The sequence below is a fragment of the Terriglobia bacterium genome (assembly GCA_036496425.1).
Taxonomy (GTDB): Bacteria; Acidobacteriota; Terriglobia; order 20CM-2-55-15; family 20CM-2-55-15; genus 20CM-2-55-15.
On record DASXLG010000301.1, the window covers coordinates 1 to 17,738 of the forward strand.

General features: G+C 59.2%; 15 protein-coding genes. 13 read left to right on the forward strand and 2 right to left on the reverse strand.

Going from position 1 to position 17,738, the window contains the following annotated elements; genetic code table 11:
- The 7 genes from VGK48_21735 to VGK48_21765 form a co-directional block, all read left to right on the forward strand.
- Positions 1 to 771 (forward strand): hypothetical protein (locus VGK48_21735; GenBank protein ID HEY2383805.1); only part of this gene is annotated, 771 nt, incomplete at its 5' end.
- A gap of 6 nt (positions 772 to 777) precedes the next feature.
- Positions 778 to 1,605, forward strand: a complete 828-nt coding sequence (locus VGK48_21740) for a hypothetical protein (protein ID HEY2383806.1) — start codon at positions 778 to 780, stop codon at positions 1,603 to 1,605.
- Positions 1,606 to 1,659: 54 nt separating this feature from the next.
- Positions 1,660 to 2,712: a hypothetical protein gene (locus VGK48_21745; GenBank protein HEY2383807.1), complete on the forward strand. Its 1,053-nt coding sequence runs from the start codon at positions 1,660 to 1,662 to the stop codon at positions 2,710 to 2,712.
- Positions 2,712 to 3,116 carry a DUF6152 family protein gene (locus VGK48_21750; protein HEY2383808.1) on the forward strand — a complete coding sequence of 135 codons (405 nt, stop codon included), beginning with the start codon at positions 2,712 to 2,714 and terminating at the stop codon, positions 3,114 to 3,116. Before VGK48_21745 ends, VGK48_21750 begins: the two co-directional genes overlap by 1 nt.
- Positions 3,117 to 3,135: 19 nt before the next feature.
- Positions 3,136 to 3,627 carry a phosphoglycerate mutase family protein gene (locus VGK48_21755; protein ID HEY2383809.1) on the forward strand — a complete coding sequence of 164 codons (492 nt, stop codon included), beginning with the start codon at positions 3,136 to 3,138 and terminating at the stop codon, positions 3,625 to 3,627.
- Positions 3,628 to 3,741: 114 nt separating this feature from the next.
- The gene (locus VGK48_21760; protein HEY2383810.1) at positions 3,742 to 6,378 is read left to right on the forward strand and encodes a PSD1 and planctomycete cytochrome C domain-containing protein; all 2,637 of its coding nucleotides are present in this window, start codon (positions 3,742 to 3,744) and stop codon (positions 6,376 to 6,378) included.
- Positions 6,379 to 6,383: 5 nt separating this feature from the next.
- Positions 6,384 to 7,835 (forward strand): DUF1501 domain-containing protein, encoded by a 1,452-nt coding sequence (locus VGK48_21765; protein ID HEY2383811.1) that lies wholly within the window; start codon positions 6,384 to 6,386, stop codon positions 7,833 to 7,835.
- 147 nt (positions 7,836 to 7,982) lie between these two features.
- On the opposite strand, the gene VGK48_21770 is transcribed toward VGK48_21765, so the two are convergent.
- The gene (locus tag VGK48_21770) at positions 7,983 to 8,489 is read right to left on the reverse strand and encodes a hypothetical protein (GenBank protein ID HEY2383812.1); all 507 of its coding nucleotides are present in this window, start codon (positions 8,487 to 8,489) and stop codon (positions 7,983 to 7,985) included.
- Between the two features lie 86 nt (positions 8,490 to 8,575).
- Here VGK48_21770 and VGK48_21775 point away from each other — a divergent pair, with 86 nt between their 5' ends.
- From VGK48_21775 to VGK48_21795, 5 genes are all read left to right on the forward strand, one after another.
- Positions 8,576 to 9,769, forward strand: a complete 1,194-nt coding sequence (locus VGK48_21775; protein HEY2383813.1) for an alkaline phosphatase family protein — start codon at positions 8,576 to 8,578, stop codon at positions 9,767 to 9,769.
- Positions 9,770 to 10,158: 389 nt separating this feature from the next.
- Positions 10,159 to 12,573 carry a DUF1592 domain-containing protein gene (locus VGK48_21780; protein ID HEY2383814.1) on the forward strand — a complete coding sequence of 805 codons (2,415 nt, stop codon included), beginning with the start codon at positions 10,159 to 10,161 and terminating at the stop codon, positions 12,571 to 12,573.
- 49 nt (positions 12,574 to 12,622) lie between these two features.
- On the forward strand, positions 12,623 to 13,903 hold the full coding sequence (locus tag VGK48_21785) for a DUF1552 domain-containing protein (GenBank protein ID HEY2383815.1): 1,281 nt from the start codon (positions 12,623 to 12,625) through the stop codon (positions 13,901 to 13,903).
- Positions 13,904 to 15,397 carry an ankyrin repeat domain-containing protein gene (locus VGK48_21790; protein HEY2383816.1) on the forward strand — a complete coding sequence of 498 codons (1,494 nt, stop codon included), beginning with the start codon at positions 13,904 to 13,906 and terminating at the stop codon, positions 15,395 to 15,397.
- Positions 15,398 to 15,500: 103 nt separating this feature from the next.
- The gene (locus VGK48_21795; GenBank protein ID HEY2383817.1) at positions 15,501 to 16,328 is read left to right on the forward strand and encodes an MBL fold metallo-hydrolase; all 828 of its coding nucleotides are present in this window, start codon (positions 15,501 to 15,503) and stop codon (positions 16,326 to 16,328) included.
- Between the two features lie 25 nt (positions 16,329 to 16,353).
- Here VGK48_21795 and VGK48_21800 read toward each other — a convergent pair whose 3' ends face one another.
- The gene (locus tag VGK48_21800; protein HEY2383818.1) at positions 16,354 to 17,019 is read right to left on the reverse strand and encodes a CAAX prenyl protease-related protein; all 666 of its coding nucleotides are present in this window, start codon (positions 17,017 to 17,019) and stop codon (positions 16,354 to 16,356) included.
- Between the two features lie 363 nt (positions 17,020 to 17,382).
- On the opposite strand from VGK48_21800, the gene VGK48_21805 reads away from it, so the two are divergent.
- Positions 17,383 to 17,738, forward strand: a 356-nt coding sequence (locus tag VGK48_21805; GenBank protein HEY2383819.1) for an ATP-dependent DNA ligase, incomplete at its 3' end; no start/stop codon positions are given.

Sequence of the window (17,738 nt, forward strand, 5' to 3'; positions counted from 1 at the left end):
CAGTTCGGGAGTTTTACATTGACGAACAGCCCCTGGGGACACTCGAGCTACCATGCCTTCCAGCTGACAGTGGAGCACCGGCTCAGTAAGGGTCTCTCTTTACTCCTCGGCTATACCCACAGCAAAAGTATCGATGATATCGGGGAGTCCGGCACCAGCAGCAGTATTCAGGACAACGGCTGTCATCGCTGCGAGCGGTCTATCGCCGCTCTGGATCAGCCGAACGTTGTACGGTTGAGCAGCTTGTACCAGCTTCCCTGGGGTCCGCAAAGGCAATTTCTCAACCACGGGTGGCTCGGAAATGCCCTTGGAGGCTGGGATCTTGGCGGCACCTACCAGTACAGCTCAGGTCAACCCCTTTCCCTCTCATCGCCGCAACAGTCGGCTTCTCTCAGCACCGCTGCAGCGATGCGCCCGACGCTGACCGGTGCACCGGTCACGACGAGGGTAACCAATTCTGCGGGACAGCTGTCCGATTTCAACCCCGATGCATTTAAACAGACCGGGACGTATGCCTTCGGGAACGCTCCGCGGTTCATGTCGGCTCTGCGAAATCCAGCCTTAACAAACGTCGACCTGTCTCTTCAGAAAAAAGTCCAAATCCGGGAAAGCATGGCTTTCACGATCCGTCTTGAGGCGATTAACGCGCTGAACCATGTGATCTTTACCGGTCCGGACACCGCTGTGGCGGATACCAACTTCGGCTATCACACTCTCACCCAGAAGAATACTCCGCGTATCGCTCAGATCAGCGGACGCTTCACGTTCTAAACGCAAATGCGAAATCGCTACAGGAACACGATCGCGGGTTTTGCCGGCCTGGGCGTCTTGATTGCTTTGATCTTGACGCCCACGCCATACCACGCACAGACGCAGGCCCAGCCGTATCGGGCCCCGCGGACCAAGGACGGCAAACCGGATTTGAATGGAATCTGGCAGGCCGTGAACTCGGCAAATTGGGACATCGAGGGACACGGCGCAGCGCCAGGTCCACTCTGGCAGCTCGGTGCGGAATTCTCAGTCCCGCCCGGGCTGGGCGTGGTTGAGGCTGGTCCTATTCCTTACAAGCCGGAGGCGCTCCAGAAAAAGCAGGAAAACTTCGCCGATCGGATGAACCGGGATCCGGAAATCAAATGCTATCTGCCGGGCGTGCCGCGCGCCATGTATATGCCGTACCCGTTTCAGATCATCACGAGCCCTCAGCACATCATGATGGCCTTTGAATACGCCGGCGCTGTGCGAACGGTTTACATGAATCATAGCGACGCCCCTGCGGACAGTTGGATGGGATGGTCCAATGGCCACTGGGAGGGGGAAACGCTTGTTGTCGATACGACCGATTTCAACGACCTGAGCTGGTTCGACAGAGCCGGCAATTATCACAGCGACGCCTTACATGTTGTCGAGCGCTTCACAGCGGCGGACAAAGATCACCTGAACTATGAAGCCACCATCGAAGATCCCAAAGTGTTCACGCGCCCCTGGAAGATCAGCATGCCGCTGTACCGCATCGTCGAAAAGAATGCCCAGATACTCGAAGATAAGTGTGTGGAATTTTCCGAGGAGGTCCTCTATGGAAAACTGGCTAAGGTCCCACCCAAATAGGAGGTTCACATGAGCGGAGCGAATGCAAGCCCGATAGGGCGCAGACATCAATTAATGAGCCAACGACTGATCGCGCCGCCGGGCGCGATTCTCGCTCTGATACTCATCGCTGTGTTCCTGATGCCTTCGCCTGCTGCCGGTCAACTAAAGTTGGGGACTAACGCTTTGAATGTCGCCCCAGCCCCTTCAGCCGAAGCCAAGCCATGGGCCGTTGGCAAAACGCCGGACGAGCAGCCAGACCTGCAAGGCTACTGGACCAATAACACCATGACGCCGTTGCAAAGACCCGGCGGCGTTACGAAAGAATCCTACACGAAAGAGGAATTCTTCGACGCGCTGAAGAAGCAGGCTGAGCGTGACGGTGAGGAGGCCACGCCGGGAACGGTTGAGGATGTCCATTACGACCACTCGCAATTCGGGCTGGACAGGACCCAGGGCAAGCTGACGCCAAATCTGCGAACATCAATGATCACCGACCCAACCGACGGAAGAATTCCTCCGATGACGCAAGAGGGAAAAAAACGCGCTGCCGACCTGGCGGCGCAAAAGCGCAAGCAAGGCGCTCAATACGATCAGGCCGAGAATCTCTCGACAACTACGCGCTGTATCTACATGGGCGCGATCCCCATGATTCCTCCTGCCTACAACAACAACTATCAGATCGTCCAGGGCCCGGGATACGTGATGATTCTCGTCGAGGAACTTCATGAAACTCGCGTCATACCGATGGACGGCCGTCCCCACGCGCCGCAAAGCGTCCGGTCATGGCTGGGCGATTCGCGCGGACACTGGGAAGGGAACACGCTGGTTATCGAAACCACGAACTTTAACGACAAAGTTGCCTTCCAGGGAGGCAGCCGGGATCTAAAACTAACCGAACGCCTGACTCGCACCGGCGAAGACACGATGAAGTATGAATTCACGGTTGAGGACCCGCACACGTGGACCCAGCCGTGGAAAGCAGAAATGCCGGTCACCAAGGGCGTGGGGCCCATATTCGAGCACGCCTGTAATGAAGGAAACTACAGCATGTCGAACATGCTCGCAGCCGCTCGCCGTGACGAGAAAAAAGCGGCCGAGGCTGCTGCAAAGAAAGGAAACCAATAATGCGCGCAAAGCTCGTTACATTACTTGGAGCTGGTTTAATGCTGGCCGCACTGCCGTTATGGGCACATCACGCATTTTCGTCGGAATTTGACATCAACAGACCGCTGACGTTAAAGGGCACTTTCACCAAGTGGGAAATGATCAACCCTCACTCCTGGTTCCATATCGACGTGAAAAACCCGGACGGCACGGTCACCGAATGGATGATCGAAGGCGGCAGCCCGAATACATTGATACGCCTCGGCGTTACCAAGTACACCGTCAAAGTCGGAACCGAGTTGACGATTGAAGCCTACCAGGCAAAGGAAGGCACGAACAAGGCAGTCGGCCGCAATTTCGTTCTTCCAGACGGGTCGCGGCTCTTCCTGAGCGAGAGCAGCGCCCTTCCCGAAAATAAGAAATAGCCAAAAGGGTGTTACGCGCATGAAACGGGTGGTGATCGTCAGCGCGCTAGCCGCAGCCGTGCTGCTCATGCCGTCGGCCGCATTCGCGCAGAAACTGGTCTTCGTCGTTCGTCATGCCGAGCGCGCGGATGCGGGCATGCAGGCCCAGACCGATCCGTCGTTGTCCGCTGCAGGTGAGGCGCGCGCGCAAAAACTCGTAGCGATGCTGGCTGAGGCCGGCGTGAAAGACATTTTCGCGACCGAGTTCAAGCGCACCCAGGAGACGGCAAAGCCGCTGGCCGTGAAGACTGGCGTTGCGGTCGAGCAGGTTGGCTCGAAAGACACCGCTCTGCTCATCGCCAAGATCAAGTCGCATCCGAATGACGTCGTGCTCGTCGTCGGTCACTCGAACACGCTGCCTGCGATTCTCAAAGCGCTCGTCGGCGTTGATGTGGCGATTGCGGACAACGAGTACGACAACCTGTTCATCGTCGTGCCTGCAACGGGAACGATGACGCGCATTCGCTACTGATGACCATTCGTCCACGTTGTAACAAGGTTTAAACATAAAAATCACACAGAAGCAGTTACGTTGTAACCGCGTATCGATACGATTCCCCGCAGTTCATTACCGGAGGAGGACGACTTGACCAAGAGACTTGTTTTGGTATGTTTGATCTGTCTGTGCGCAGTCAGCTTCAACAGAAGTGTGACGCCGTCACATGCTCAGGCGCCGGTGTCCTTCAGCAAAGACATCCAGCCGATACTCGAGCAAAACTGTTTGAGCTGTCATGGCCAGTCGATACAGAGTTCCAGGCTCAACTTGAGCACTCTCGACGGCGCGTTGCGCGGTGGCGCGCGCGGCTCCGCCATTGTACCGGGCCGGGCAGAGGATAGCCGGCTCTACCGCATGGTCGCCGGTCTGGATAAGCCGGCGATGCCTCTGAACGGCAATAAACTTACGGACGAGCAGATCGCCGCGATCAAGAACTGGATCGATTCGGGCGCTCACTGGGATACCGGCGCCGTCGCGGCAAAGACTCAGCCCGACCCGGCCACCGCGTTCGCGAATCTGCAAAACGTCCAGCTCCCTGCCAGCGCCCGTGAATACTGGGCCTTCAGGCCGCCTGTACAGGCGCCGGTTCCCGCCGTTGCGCGGCAGTTCTCGAATCCCATCGACCACTTTCTGGAAAAGGCCCGCGAGGAAAAGGATTTGAAGGCGGCGCCCAAGGCCGACCGGCTCACCTTGCTTCGGCGCGCGTATCTGGACTTGATCGGTCTGCCGCCTACGCCTGCAGAAACCGACGCCTTCATGAAAGACACTGCTCCGGGCGCCTGGGAACGCTTGATCGACAAGTTGCTCGCATCGCCGCACTACGGCGAGCGCTGGGGCCGCCACTGGCTGGATGCAGCCCGCTATGCAGACTCGAGCGGCTATGAGAACGACACGGATCAGCCGAACATGTGGCGATATCGCGACTACGTCGTCAAGTCCTTCAATGACGACAAGCCCTACAACACATTTATAAAGGAACAGATCGCCGGCGATGAGATGCCCAACCGGACCGATGACAGCCTGATCGCCACCGGCTTCCTGCGCGCGGGTCCCCGCGTTCGCAATCATGAACACGCCAATCCCGCACGGCGCTACGACTACCTGGACGATGTGCTTGGCGCGGTCGGCAAGGGCGTGCTGGGACTGACCCTGCAATGTGCGCGCTGCCACGATCATAAGTTTGATCCGATCCTGATGAAGGATTATTACGCGATGGAAGCGTCGATCTTCGGTTACGTGGAGGTCGAATATCCGCTGGGACCACGCGAGCAAGCGGATGCCTACATGAGAAAGATCACCGAAATCGAGGAGAAGGGTGCAGATCTAAAGGATGAGATCGACAAAATCGACAAGCCTTACCACGATAAGCTCGCCTTGGAAGAGATCCGCAAGAAGTATCCGCCGGAGGTGGTTCGCGCGGTCGAGAAGCCGGAGAGCGAACGGACGCCCGGCGAGAAGTTAACCGCAATCCAGGTGCTCGACAGGGGCGTTCGCTCGGCCGATGTCGACAAGATCATGACTCCCGAAGACGCGGCGAAGAAGAAAGCGCTGAACGATCAGATCGCCGCTCTTAATGCGGAAAGGCCGAAACCGGTGCCGATGGCATCGATTGTTACCGATGGCGATTGGCGCAGCGTCGGGCTGGGCTACGGCGACCGTAACGATGGCGCTTGTCCGAAATGCGAACAGGAGTATGTCGGGGCCGGGAAATTCCTCGAGTTGGGACCCGGTAAAGCGAACTACAAGGTCCCGCCGTCGTTCTTCCTGATGCGCGGCGATCCGGACAGCAAGGCATATCCAACCAAGCCCGGTTTTCTCACCGTGCTCACGAATGGAAATCCACCTACCGAACTTCCACCCGCTGACGGACGGACATCGGGACGCCGGCTGGCGATGGCGGAATGGCTGATTTCGCCAGACAATCCGCTGCCCGCCAGGGTGATCGTCAATCGGATCTGGGAAAACCATTTTGGAAAAGGAATCGTCCCCACGCTGGACAATTTCGGCAAGATGGGCGAGCAGCCCACCAATCAGGCGCTGCTTGATTGGCTGGCCGTGGAATTCGTGAAGAAGGGCTGGAGCATTAAACAGATGCAGCGGCTCATCATGACTTCGGAAGCCTATCAAATGTCATCGGACTACAGCGACGCCGCCAGCGCGAAGACTGATCCCGAAGACACCTACCTGTGGCGGTACCGCATTCAGAGAATCGACGGAGAGATCATCCGCGACAACATCATGTCCGTTGCCGGCTCTATCGATTTGACGATGGGCGGCCCCGCGGTCTTCCCGCACGTCGATGAATCGTTTATCAAGTCGCTGTTTCGCGGCATCTATAGAAATCAGGACGACGCCCCCAACGTCTGGCGCCGAAGCATCTATATATATGCCAAGCGCACGCTGCCGAATCCTATGCTGCAGGTCTTCGACTTGCCCGATATGAGCCAGTCTTTCGGCGCCCGGTACGTATCGACGGTACCGACGCAGGCGCTGCAGCTGATGAACGATGATTTCGTCCTCAACCAGGCACAACTGTTCGCGGACCGGATCAAAAACGAAGCGGGCGATGACGTCGGCAAGCAGATCGATCTGGCCTACCGGATCGCGCTGACGCGGCCGCCGACAGCCACGGAACTGTCACTGGCGACCGATATGATCGGGTCGGGTTCGCTGGTGGACTTCACGAACGTCATGCTCAATCTGAGCGAATTCGTATACACGAGGTAATCGAAATGAAAAATATCTGGAATCGGCGCGATTTTCTGTTTCAGTCCGGTGGCGGCATCGCGGGGCTGGCCCTCGCTCAAATGCTCCACGATCAAAAACTGCTTGCCGGCCAGCAGACGGCTGCAACCGACATTTGTGCGGCGTCTCCCGTCGGCGTAAACCCCCTTGCGCCCAAGCCTCCGCATTTCAAGGCTCGCGCGAAAGCCGTCATCTCGATCTTCAATACCGGCGGGGTCAGCCAGATGGAGACCTTTGACTACAAGCCTGCGGCGGAAAAATACGCCGGCCAGGTTTTGACCGGCGATGTCCGCGTCCACGACGGCCGGCCGGGTCCGATCATGCCGGGCATTTTCAAATTCAGCAAGTATGGACAATGTGGAAAGGATGTTTCGGAAATCTTTCCGAACATCGGCTCGAAAGTCGACGAGATTGCATTTCTGCACTCGGTCTGGGGAAGGTCCGACGACCATGTGCAATCGACCTACGAGATGCAGACCGGTCAGCTCCGCATGGGTTATCCCAGTATGGGATCCTGGATCACCTACGGCCTCGGGTCGGAAAATGCGAACCTGCCCGGATTCATCGTCCTGCAGGACGCGCGCGGCGGCCCGCTCGGCGCATCAAACAACTGGATGTCGGGCTTCCTGCCTTCAACGTTTCAGGGCACTCCATTCGGAGCCGCCGACAATCCGATTGTCGATTTGAAGCGGCCGGCCGGCGTGACTGCGGAGCAGCAGCGCCTCCGGCTCGACATGCTGGCGAGGTTGAACCAGCTGCACGCCGACCGCTATCCCGGCAGTTCGGAGCTGGCGGGACGGATCTCCTCCTACGAACTCGCATACCGGATGCAGGGCTGCGCGCCGGAAGCCATCGACATCAACCGAGAGTCGGCCGCCACTAAAACACTTTACGGACTGGACGAAAAAATCACCGAACCCTTCGGCAAGCAATGCCTGATGGCCAGGCGTCTGATCGAGCGCGGCGTCCGTTTCGTGCAGCTCTTTTCAGGAGGGTTGGGTGTCCAGAATAAGGATACCTGGGACGCTCACGCCGATATGAAGGAGAACCATTCGCTCCATGCCAAGGAAACCGACCTGCCCATCGCAGGCTTGCTGACAGATCTGAAGGCGCATGGTCTGCTGGATTCCACTCTGGTGCTCTGGCACTCCGAATTCGGCCGGATGCCGCTCTCCGAGAATGGCGTCGGACGCGACCATAACCCGGGCGCGATGACGGTCTGGATGGCAGGTGCAGGAATCAAGGGCGGCCAGTCCATCGGATCGACTGACGAAATCGGCTACAAGGCGGAACATCAGCCGATCTCCTATCATGACGTGCATGCCACGATACTGGCTTTGCTGGGCCTCGAACACAAAAGGCTGACGTATCGATACAATGGCCGCGATATGCGGTTAACCGACGTCTCCGGCGAATTGATTCCGCAGATTGTGGGGTAAGACTTCCACATGGTGTGTGAGCGACCCCCTGCCGCCGCTTCGCGGCGGCTGTTCCCCCTGTATCAGGGGGACAGTGACTGTTGACTGTCCCACTCTCAGAGGGGGACAGCCGCCGTAGGCGGCGAGGGGGTCAGGCACGAGTCATGTTCATTTGGAAGGCCCGTACTTACTCGCCAGGTAATCCACCAGGACGTCGACATCTCGCGCGGATACACCGGCATCCATGCCGTTCATTCTCGTGACGATGTCGAACCACCCTTCCTTCGTCGCCTTTGTAGCGCGGACCAGGCCGGCGTCGTGGCAGGAGGAGCAAATGCCTTCGATGTACCTCCTGGCTATCTTCTCCTCGGGACTATCCGGTTTTGCGGCCGCAGCCGAATTCCCGGGACCGAAGTACTTCGTCAGATACCCGGTTGCAACATCCACTTCTTTCTCGTCCAACGGAGCACCGTATCCCACCATCTTGACGACCAGCTCTTTCCAGGCCGCCTGGCTCTGCTTCAGGCTGAGCACCGGTTTCAGGCTGTGACAGCCGGCGCAGCGCTCTGCGATGAGCTTCTTACCTTCGCCGTCGGGCAACTCCTGCGGCACCGCCATCGCAAGGGTAGCGACCGTAACAACCAGGACCAACCAGATCGCAGTTTTTCCGAACATCCGTCACAGCGTACTTATCAAATGTTTCAGATAAATTAACAACACCTGCCGGCGTCATCACGCACAATTTCTGAGGAGGACACGATATGAAACCCTCCTGGCTTTCGCGCCGGGAGTTTCTTGCTTCGAGCGCGGCGCTGCTCTCCGCTCCTGCGTTCGCCCAGCGGCCGCCGCAGCGCGCAGTGGTGATCATGTGCGATGGCTTCGGTCTCGAATACATGGAGAAGAGCCACATGCCGGCGCTCGCTGCATGGCGCCGCCAGGGGCTTTTCCGCCGCGTCCGGGCCACCATGCCGTCGGTCACCAACACCAACAATGCTTCCATCTGTTGCGGCGTGTGGCCCGATCAGCATGGCATCACCGGCAATTCGTACTTCGACGAACGCTCTGGCCGCGAAGAATATATGGAGAGCGCCGACCTGCTGCTCGCGCCCACGCTCTTTCAGCGAGCCCGGAAGCACGGCGTCAAATCGGCTCTGCTGTCCTCCAAGAAGAAGACAACCACACTGCTGCCGGCCGGCGCCGATCTGGTTCTCACGGCTGAGGAGCCGTCCCAGGAATGGGTGCGGCGGCTCGGCCCCCCGGCGGGAATCTACAGCCGCGAGATCAATTACTGGCTGATGACCGCCGCCATCGATTTGCTCAAAAATCGCCGCGACCTGGGTTGCCTGTATGTGCACACGACCGACTACCCCATGCACACCTGGCCTCCCGAGGCCGTCGAATCCAGGGAGCATCTCGCGCGACTGGATCAACTCTTCGCTGAAGCGGCAGCCGCCGCGCCGGACGCTGCGTTCCTGCTCACCGCCGATCACGGTATGAACCATAAGTCGCGCTGCTGGGATCTGGAGAAGGTTTGCGCGCAGCACGGCGAGCCGATCCGGATCGCTATTTCCGCGGAACGCGATCGATATCTCAAACACCATAGCGGTTACGGCGGGGTGGCATACGTGTATTGCAAGACACCACGTGATATCGACTCCGTAGCCAGGGTCCTGACCGGCATCGACGGCGTCGAAAGCGTGTTGACGCGCAGCGAAGCGGCCAAACGCTTTCATCTGATGGCCTCACGCATTGGAGACCTGATCGTGCTCGGCGATCGCGATACCGTCTTCGGCGAGCTCGATGCGCCTTCCGAGCCGCTTGCGGCGGAGTATCGCACCCACGGCTCGCTGCACGAAATGGATGTGCCGCTGGTGATCTACAACGCGAACGTCCAACTCAAGCCGGAGGAGTTCCAATACAACCGCGACCTGGCCCGCTGGCTGTACGCCGGCTGAGCCGTGCGCATAAAAGAAGGGGCACTGCCAAAACATTCTTCCAACGCCCGCGGCCCTCGGTCTTCAGTCTTCCAACTGATAGGACACCAGATACGTGGCATGGACATTCCCCGCCTTTTCAAGGCGGGGTGACCGAGCGATCAAAGCGTTAGAACGCGAGGGCGGGGCGGTTATCATGGAACCGCGCAGCGATCCTTATTGGGTTGATGGAAGTTACTAACCGCCCCGTCTGCGCTAAGGAACGGGACCATTTCATTAGTGGCGCAGCCACCCCGCCTTGGAAAGGCGGGGAATGTCCATCTGACCGATTTTTTATGCTAAGCCCATCATTAATTTCTCTGAAATATCGCGCAAATATGGAAGAATTTAGCGAGTAAATCGTTGAAATTATGAAAGAAAGACCAAGCTTACTTGTTGCTTTAGTGACCCTGTGCGTGGCGCTGAGCGGCGTCACGTTGATGGCGGCGCAAGCTGGTCCGGAGCAGGGACCCTGGGGCGTCGTCCAGAACTACTGCCTGGGTTGCCATAACAGCAAGGCCAAGGTCGGCGGTCTGGCCCTGGATTCGCTGTCGCCCGAACGGGTTCCTCAGGATGCGAAGACGTGGGAAGCCGTGATACGCAAGCTTCGTGGCGGTCTCATGCCTCCGCCCGGCGCGAAGCATCCGGACGGCCAGTCTGTCGTGGAGCTGATCTCGTGGCTCGAGAAAAAGATCGATGCCGGGGCTACCGATCCTCAGCCTGGCCGTGTCACCATGCGCCGCTTGAATCGCAGAGAGTATGCGTACGTCATACGCGACTTGCTTGGCATCACGATTGAAGCGGATAAATTGCTGCCGCTCGACGACCGCAAAGGCAACTTCGACAACAATGCCGCCGGCTTGCAGGTCTCGGCGGCTTTCGTCGACCAGTATGTCGCTGCCGCCCGCGACATAGCGCGTCAGGCCATGGGCGACGCAGAGACCCCTCCCGTAACGACCACCTACGGCGACATTGCGGACATGGTGATTTCACTGTCTCCCAAGGGCGCTCCCGGCACCGGCAAGCAGCAGCATCATATTGAAGGGATGCCCATAGGGACGCGCGGCGGCCTCAGCGTCAAACATACTTTCCCGGTCGACGGCGACTACGAACTCTCTATCGGCGACATGGCGCTCGCGCGGGAAGTGCCGAGGATGGAGTTCGAAAACACCGTGGTCGCCCTGCTGGACGGCAAGGAAATCTACCGCACCAATATCGGCGGCGAACCCGACCATAAGGCGATCGACCAGCGTCTCGATCCGGCGGTCGAAGAAATCAATAGCCGGTTAAAGAAAATCAAATTCAAAGCCACTGCCGGCCAGCATGAAGTGACGGTGACCTTTGTACATCGCAGCTTCGCGGAAAGCGACGAGCGCATTCGCACCGCTGCGCTCGAGGGCGGCCAGGAACGTATCCAGGCTGTGCATGCGTTTCAGATCAAGGGGCCTCTCACCGTTACGGGCATGAGCGACTCCGCCAGCCGGAAGAACATCCTGATCTGTAAACCTCAACCTAAAGCCGACGAGGCCGTCTGCGCGCGCAAAATCGTCAGCAATTTTGCGCGGCGGGCCTTCCGCCGTCCGGTGACCGACGAAGATGTCAGCCCGCTGATGGCCTTCTATAAGTCGGGGTATGCGCAGGGAGGTTTCGAACGCGGCATACGCGATGCAGTCACGGCGATTCTGGCGAGCCCTCATTTTCTCTATCGGGCGGAATCGGGAAACGCCGTCGGGACGCACGCCGTGAGCGATCTGGAGCTGGCTTCGCGTCTTTCTTTTTTCCTGTGGAGCAGCATGCCGGATGAGGAACTCCTCGATCTGGCCACCCGGTCGCGTCTCAGCCAACCCGACGTGCTGGCGAAGCAGGTGCGGCGCCTGCTTGCGGACCCGCGAGCGAAGTCGCTGGTCGATGATTTCGCCTTCGAATGGCTCAACGTGGCCAAACTGGACGAGATCAGTCCGGACAATCGCCTGTTCCCCCAGGCGAGCGGCCTGCTCGATCCCCGGGCGATGTTCAAGGAAGAGCTGCGATTATTTATCGAGAGCGTGCTGCTCGAGAATCGCAGCGTCATGGACCTGATGACGGCCAATTACACTTTCCTGAACGAGCGTCTCGCCGAGCACTATGGAATTGAAAACGTCAAGGGCGATCACTTCCGCCGCGTGACCCTCGAGGACGACGCGCGCAACGGCCTGTTGGGTAAAGGGGCCATCCTGATGTTGACCGCGTATCCGAATCGCACATCGCCGGTATTGCGTGGCGCCTGGATCCTGGAACGTATTCTGGGTTCGCCGCCGGCCCCGCCGCCTCCGAATGTTCCGACGCTGACGGAGAACCGGCCGGGACAAAAAGCGCAGACCGTGCGCGAGCGCATGGAGGCGCACCGGTCGAAGCCGGGCTGTTTCGGATGTCACGGCGTCATGGATCCGCTCGGGATCGCGCTGGAAAACTTCAGCGCGGTGGCTCAGTATCGCACTCATGACCAGGAAACGCTGACGGCGATCGACTCTTCCGGAACGCTTCCGGATGGCACCGCCATCAAGGGACCCGGAGACCTGCGGCGGGCGCTGGTGGCGCGGCCCGAGCGGTTCGTTCAGGCGTTTACGGAGAATCTGCTGACCTATGCGCTGGGCCGCAGTCTGGACTATAGCGACATGCCCGCCGTGCGCAGCATCGTGCGCGGCGCGGCGAAGGACGATTACCGGTTTGACTCGATCGTACTCGGGATCATTTCAAGCGATGCTTTCCGGAAACGGGAGAGTGCGGGGTTGGTGGCGAAGAATTGAAGAGTCGCTCACACACCCTGTTGAAATCAAGACCTGGAGGAACGGATCCATGTTTCTGACTCGAAAACATTTGTCTCGCCGCACACTGCTGAAAGGCGCCGGCGCCTCGATCGCCTTGCCGCTACTGGACGCAATGATCCCGGCCGGCACGGCCCTGGCGCAGACCGCCGCGGTTCCTCAGACGCGGCTGGGCTTCGTCTACTTTCCGCATGGCGCGCTGCAAGACGAATGGCAGCCCAGGAAGGTCGGCCAGGGTTTCGAGTTTCCCTATATCGTGAAACCGCTCGAACCGCTGAGTGCCTATCTGACGGTGATCAGCGGTCTGCGCAACAAAGCCGGTGAAGGCGGCACGCCGCACGGCTACACCGAAGAAACCTGGTTATCCTGCGTGCTGCCGCGGAATCGCAATGCCGCCAGCGGCCGCGGAACAACGGTCGATCAGATCGCCGCGCGGCGTCTGGGCAAAAACACCACCTTGCCGTCGCTGGAGCTTTGCGGCGAGCCGGGAGGCAACATCTCGTACAAAACGCCCACTCAGCCGCTGCCCATGGAGACCAATCCGCGCAAGGTTTTCTACACCATGTTCGGACAGGGCGATAACGAACGGCAACGCACCGCCATCCTGAAAACGACGGACAGCCTGCTGGACTATGTGAAGGAGTCTACCGCCAGCCTGAACCGCAAGCTCGACGCGGCGGACCGCGCCCGCGTCACCGATTACCTGGACTCGGTACGCGAGGTCGAGACCCGCGTGCAGAAGCTCGAGGCCAGCATGGCGACTTTGACTGGTCTGCCGGACGCGCCGCTGGGCGCGCCGGAAGACTTCGGCGAGCAGCTCGACATTCAGTTCGAAATGTTCGCGCTGGCCTGGCAGACGAATCGGACCAACGTGGCATCGCTGCGGATGGTCAAGGAAGCCAGCATGCGGGTCTACAAGAACCTGGGTATCAGCGAAGCTTTCCATCCCACCTCCCACTGGGGCGGATTTCCCGAGCGAATTGCCAACCTGCGGCTGATCCAGAATTATCACACCGCCGTTTTTGCAAAGTTTGCCGAGCGCCTCCGGAATATGCCCGATGGCGACGGTTCGGTGCTCGACCACTCGATCATTCTGTTCGGAAGCAATATGGCCAATAGCGACGCCCACGACGCCGATCCGCTTCCACAGATGCTTGTCGGCCGTGGCGGCGTCAAGGGCGGCCAGCACCTGCACTATCCGCAGGACACGCCGCATTCGAATCTGCTGGTCACCATCCTCGACCGCGCGGGAGTGCCTGCAGAGGACTTCAAGGGCTTCGCCGACAGCACCGGGCCGTTCTCGGAGGTGTAGATGAAGAGAACGCCAATCATTTTGTGCCTTTTGTGCTTTTTGTGGCTGATCCCCTCGTTCGCACAGCAGAAGACCGCCGACGGCAGCACGCCACTGCTTTATGCGGTCTACGACGAAAACACCGCTGAAGTGCGGCGGCTGCTCAAAGCCGGCGCGGACGTGTCCCAGGCGAACAGTTATGGTGCGAGCCCGATGGGACTTGCAGCCGAAGCCGGTAATGTGGACATCATCAAGCTGCTGCTGGATGCCGGCGCCGATGCCGATTCGCCCAATCCTGACGGCCAGACCGCGCTGCTCGCCGTTGCCAGAACCGGGAACGTGGCTGCAGCGGAGTTGCTGGTCAAGCACGGCGCCAAAGTCGATGCCAAAGAGAAATGGGGAGGACAGACCGCGCTGATGTGGGCGTCGGCGCGCCGCCATCCGGAGATGATGCAGTTCCTGATCTCCAAAGGCGCCGACATCAATGCCCAGTCGATCGATCGCGACTATCAGCGCCATGTGACGGCCGAGGGCCGTCCCAAGAACCTGGACTCCGGCGGATTCACGCCTCTGCTCTATGCCGCGCGCGAGAACTGCCTTGCCTGCGTGAGAGTCCTCGTCGATCACAAAGCGGACATCAACCTCCCGGATCCCGATGGCGTTTCGCCGCTGCTGCTGGCGATCATGAATGCAAACTGGGACCTGGCGAAGCAGCTGATCGAAGCCGGCGCCAATATCGATCAATGGGATATGTTCGGAGAGTCGCCTCTGTTCACGGCGATCGGGAACCACAGTCAGGTGTCCGGAGGACACGGCTCGATCGATCCTTTGAATGAGACCACCGGCATCGCCATCGTCAAAATGTTGCTCGACCACGGCGCGAATCCCAACATGCAGCTTTTCTTCAAGCCGGCGAATGTCAGAGGTGCGACCAATGTCCGCGGGACGACGCCGCTGATCCGTGCGGCGAACAACGCCGACCTCGAGGTCGTCAAACTGCTGCTGGCGCACGGCGCGGATGCCAGCCTGATCACGGCCGACCGCCAGACCGCAATCATGGCAACGCTGGCAGGCCGAGCGCCGGAGAAACAGGCCCTTGAGATCATCAATGTGCTTCACGATGCCGGCGCCGACGTCAATGTCGTCGCCCTGATCAACCATCGCGAGGATAGCCGGGGCGGCTCGGCTCTGCACTACGCCGTCCGCAAACGCTACAAAGAAGTCATCAAGAAGCTCGCCGAGTGGGGCATCGACATGAATGCCAAAGACCAGGACGGGCTCACCGCGCTCGACTATGCGCAGTCCCGCGGTTTTATGGCTTTCATGGCCCTCCAGACTCCACAATACAAGGAAGAGGCGGCGCTCCTGCGCCAGCTTGGCGCGACGGTTGAACTCAAACGAAACCCCGACTGGCCGGTCCTGGGTCCGCCCCAAGGCATCGACCTCGACCTCTGGCCCGTAGGAGAACCGGCAGTACATGACCCCGTCTATACGCACGTACCCGTCAGTAACTAAGACTCGACTGTCGCGGCGCTGTTTTGTAAACACAGGCCTGCTTGCCACTGTAGGCGCAGTCTGTGACCGCGCGTTCCCGCGAGCTTTCGCCGCCACGCTGCAGGTGGGCCCGCAAATTTCCGTCACAGACCTCGGCGGCCTCTTCCTCTTCCAGGGCGCCGGTTGCAACGTCGTCGCGATGCACGGTGAAGACGGCGCCCTGATGATCGATGGGGGACTCGCAGCCAATGCGGATGCGTTGCTGAAATCCGTGAAGGAACGAACCGGCAACAGCCGCATAAACACACTCATCAACACGCACTGGCATCCGGCGCAGACCGGAGCGAACGAAGCCGTCGGCCGCGACGGCGGCGTCATCATCGCCCAGGAAAAGACGGCGATGTACTTGAGCAACACGGTAATGACTTCCGTGGCGTTCGAGGGAAGGTTGGCGCCACTACCCAAAGTGGCGCGGCCGACCAAGACCATCCGCCAGGACCTTTCGCTCCAGTTTGCCGGGCAGCAGGTCGACTGCGCCTACCTGCCTTCGGCACATACGGATGGAGACCTTTATATACACTTCCCGGAAAAGAACCTGCTGGTCGCCGGCGGCGTGGCCTCCGGGGAGCGATGGCCCCTTCTGGATTACCGCAACGGCGCCTGGTTCGGCGGACGGGTGCGCGCCTTCGAAAGGCTTGCGAAACTGGTTCGTCCTGACACCCGCGTGATACCAGCCGAGGGACGACTGATTACAGGCGCCGACATCGCGCGTGTGAACGATATTTATCAGAAACTGAATATCGAAATGTTCGCCTACATGAACATGGGACTCGGCCCCGAGGACGTCGCGGCGCGAAACCCGCTCAAACAATACCAGGCGGAATTCGGCGACGCTTCCGCGTTCCTTTACGGCGCCTACCGCAGCATGCTCATTGCCTACGTGCCCGACTGATTGGCGAAGATCCCTTCAGGCGTCTTCACAGCCAATACTGCCATTGATGGAACCCGATCACATACGCGGCGAGGCAGGCGTTGGTAACGCTGTGCGCGATGATGCAGTCCGTCAGGTTGCGGCTTCGGACAATCCACCAATTGTAGGCGAGGCCGGCTGCAAGCCCGACGTCCCAGAAAGCACCGTGTTCGGAGGCGAAAAGCAGCGCCGTTACAATGAAGGCGAAGGGCCTGAAGGTTCCTATAGGTACTTTCTGGAAGTCTCCGTCGATGATGTAACGCATCAGCCAGCCGCGCCAGAACAGCTCTTCGATAATCGGCACAACGACGATGGAACCGAAGACGCGAAGGCTCAAGAACCACCAGTCCGCGTAAAAATTCTGTGGCTGGGAACTTTCCGCCCTCCCCATCAGGCTGTTCTGGAAGAGCCAGTGACTCCTGTATCCAACCCAGACCAGATCCGGCATTATCCAGATCGCGAATACTCCAACTCCGAGCACGATGCTCGACAGCGGCAGGTTTGGCCGCCACGAGCCTTTTTTTCTCCACAGAACCAGGATTGCCGCGGAAACAACACAAATCCGTATCGAGTACTCCAGCTTTGCATCCGCGTGGAGCGGAATTCGCAGCCCGAGAAAAATAAGGTACAGGGCGAAGGGAAGAACGAAGGCAACTACGGAATCATTCTGCATGGCAATATTCGTCCCGCATCGTCGTCTTATAACAGGTTGCCGTTCGCATCGAAATAGCGAATATCGCATTCTGCGAGGGTTACTGTCCCCACTCCCCGCCTTTCCAAGGCGGGGTGGCTGCGCCATTAATAAAATGGTCCCATTCCTTAACGGCGCAGACGGGGCGGTTAGTAACTTCAAGCAAAATAGGGTGCGCTTCGCGGTTCGTTGACAACCGCCCCGCCCGAGGGGTCTAACGTTTGATCGCTCGGGCACCCCACCTTGGAAAGGCGGGGAATGTACAAGGAGTTGAAACGACACCGCCCCCGCACACCATGCCTCTCCGTCATGGAAGTAATTCGCGGCAAATGCCAATATTGGTGTGTGGATCTTCCGGTGAAGCCGCCGATCGCTCCGATGCTTGCCAAACGTGCGGACGAATTGCCGTCTGCGGGCAACTGGATCTTTGAGCCGAAGTGGGATGGTTTCCGCGCGCTGATCTTTCGCGACGGTGACGAGATCCTGATTCAGAGCAGAGATGAAAAATCACTGAATCGATATTTCCCGGAGCTGCTGGAGCCGATCCGCTCACAATTCCCACTCCGATGCGTGCTCGACGGCGAAATCGTTATCGCCAGGGACGGCGCTCTGGAGTTCGAGTCGCTTCAGCTCCGGATTCATCCCGCCGCGTCACGCGTGAACTTGCTGGCGCGGGAGACTCCGGCATCGATCGTTTTATT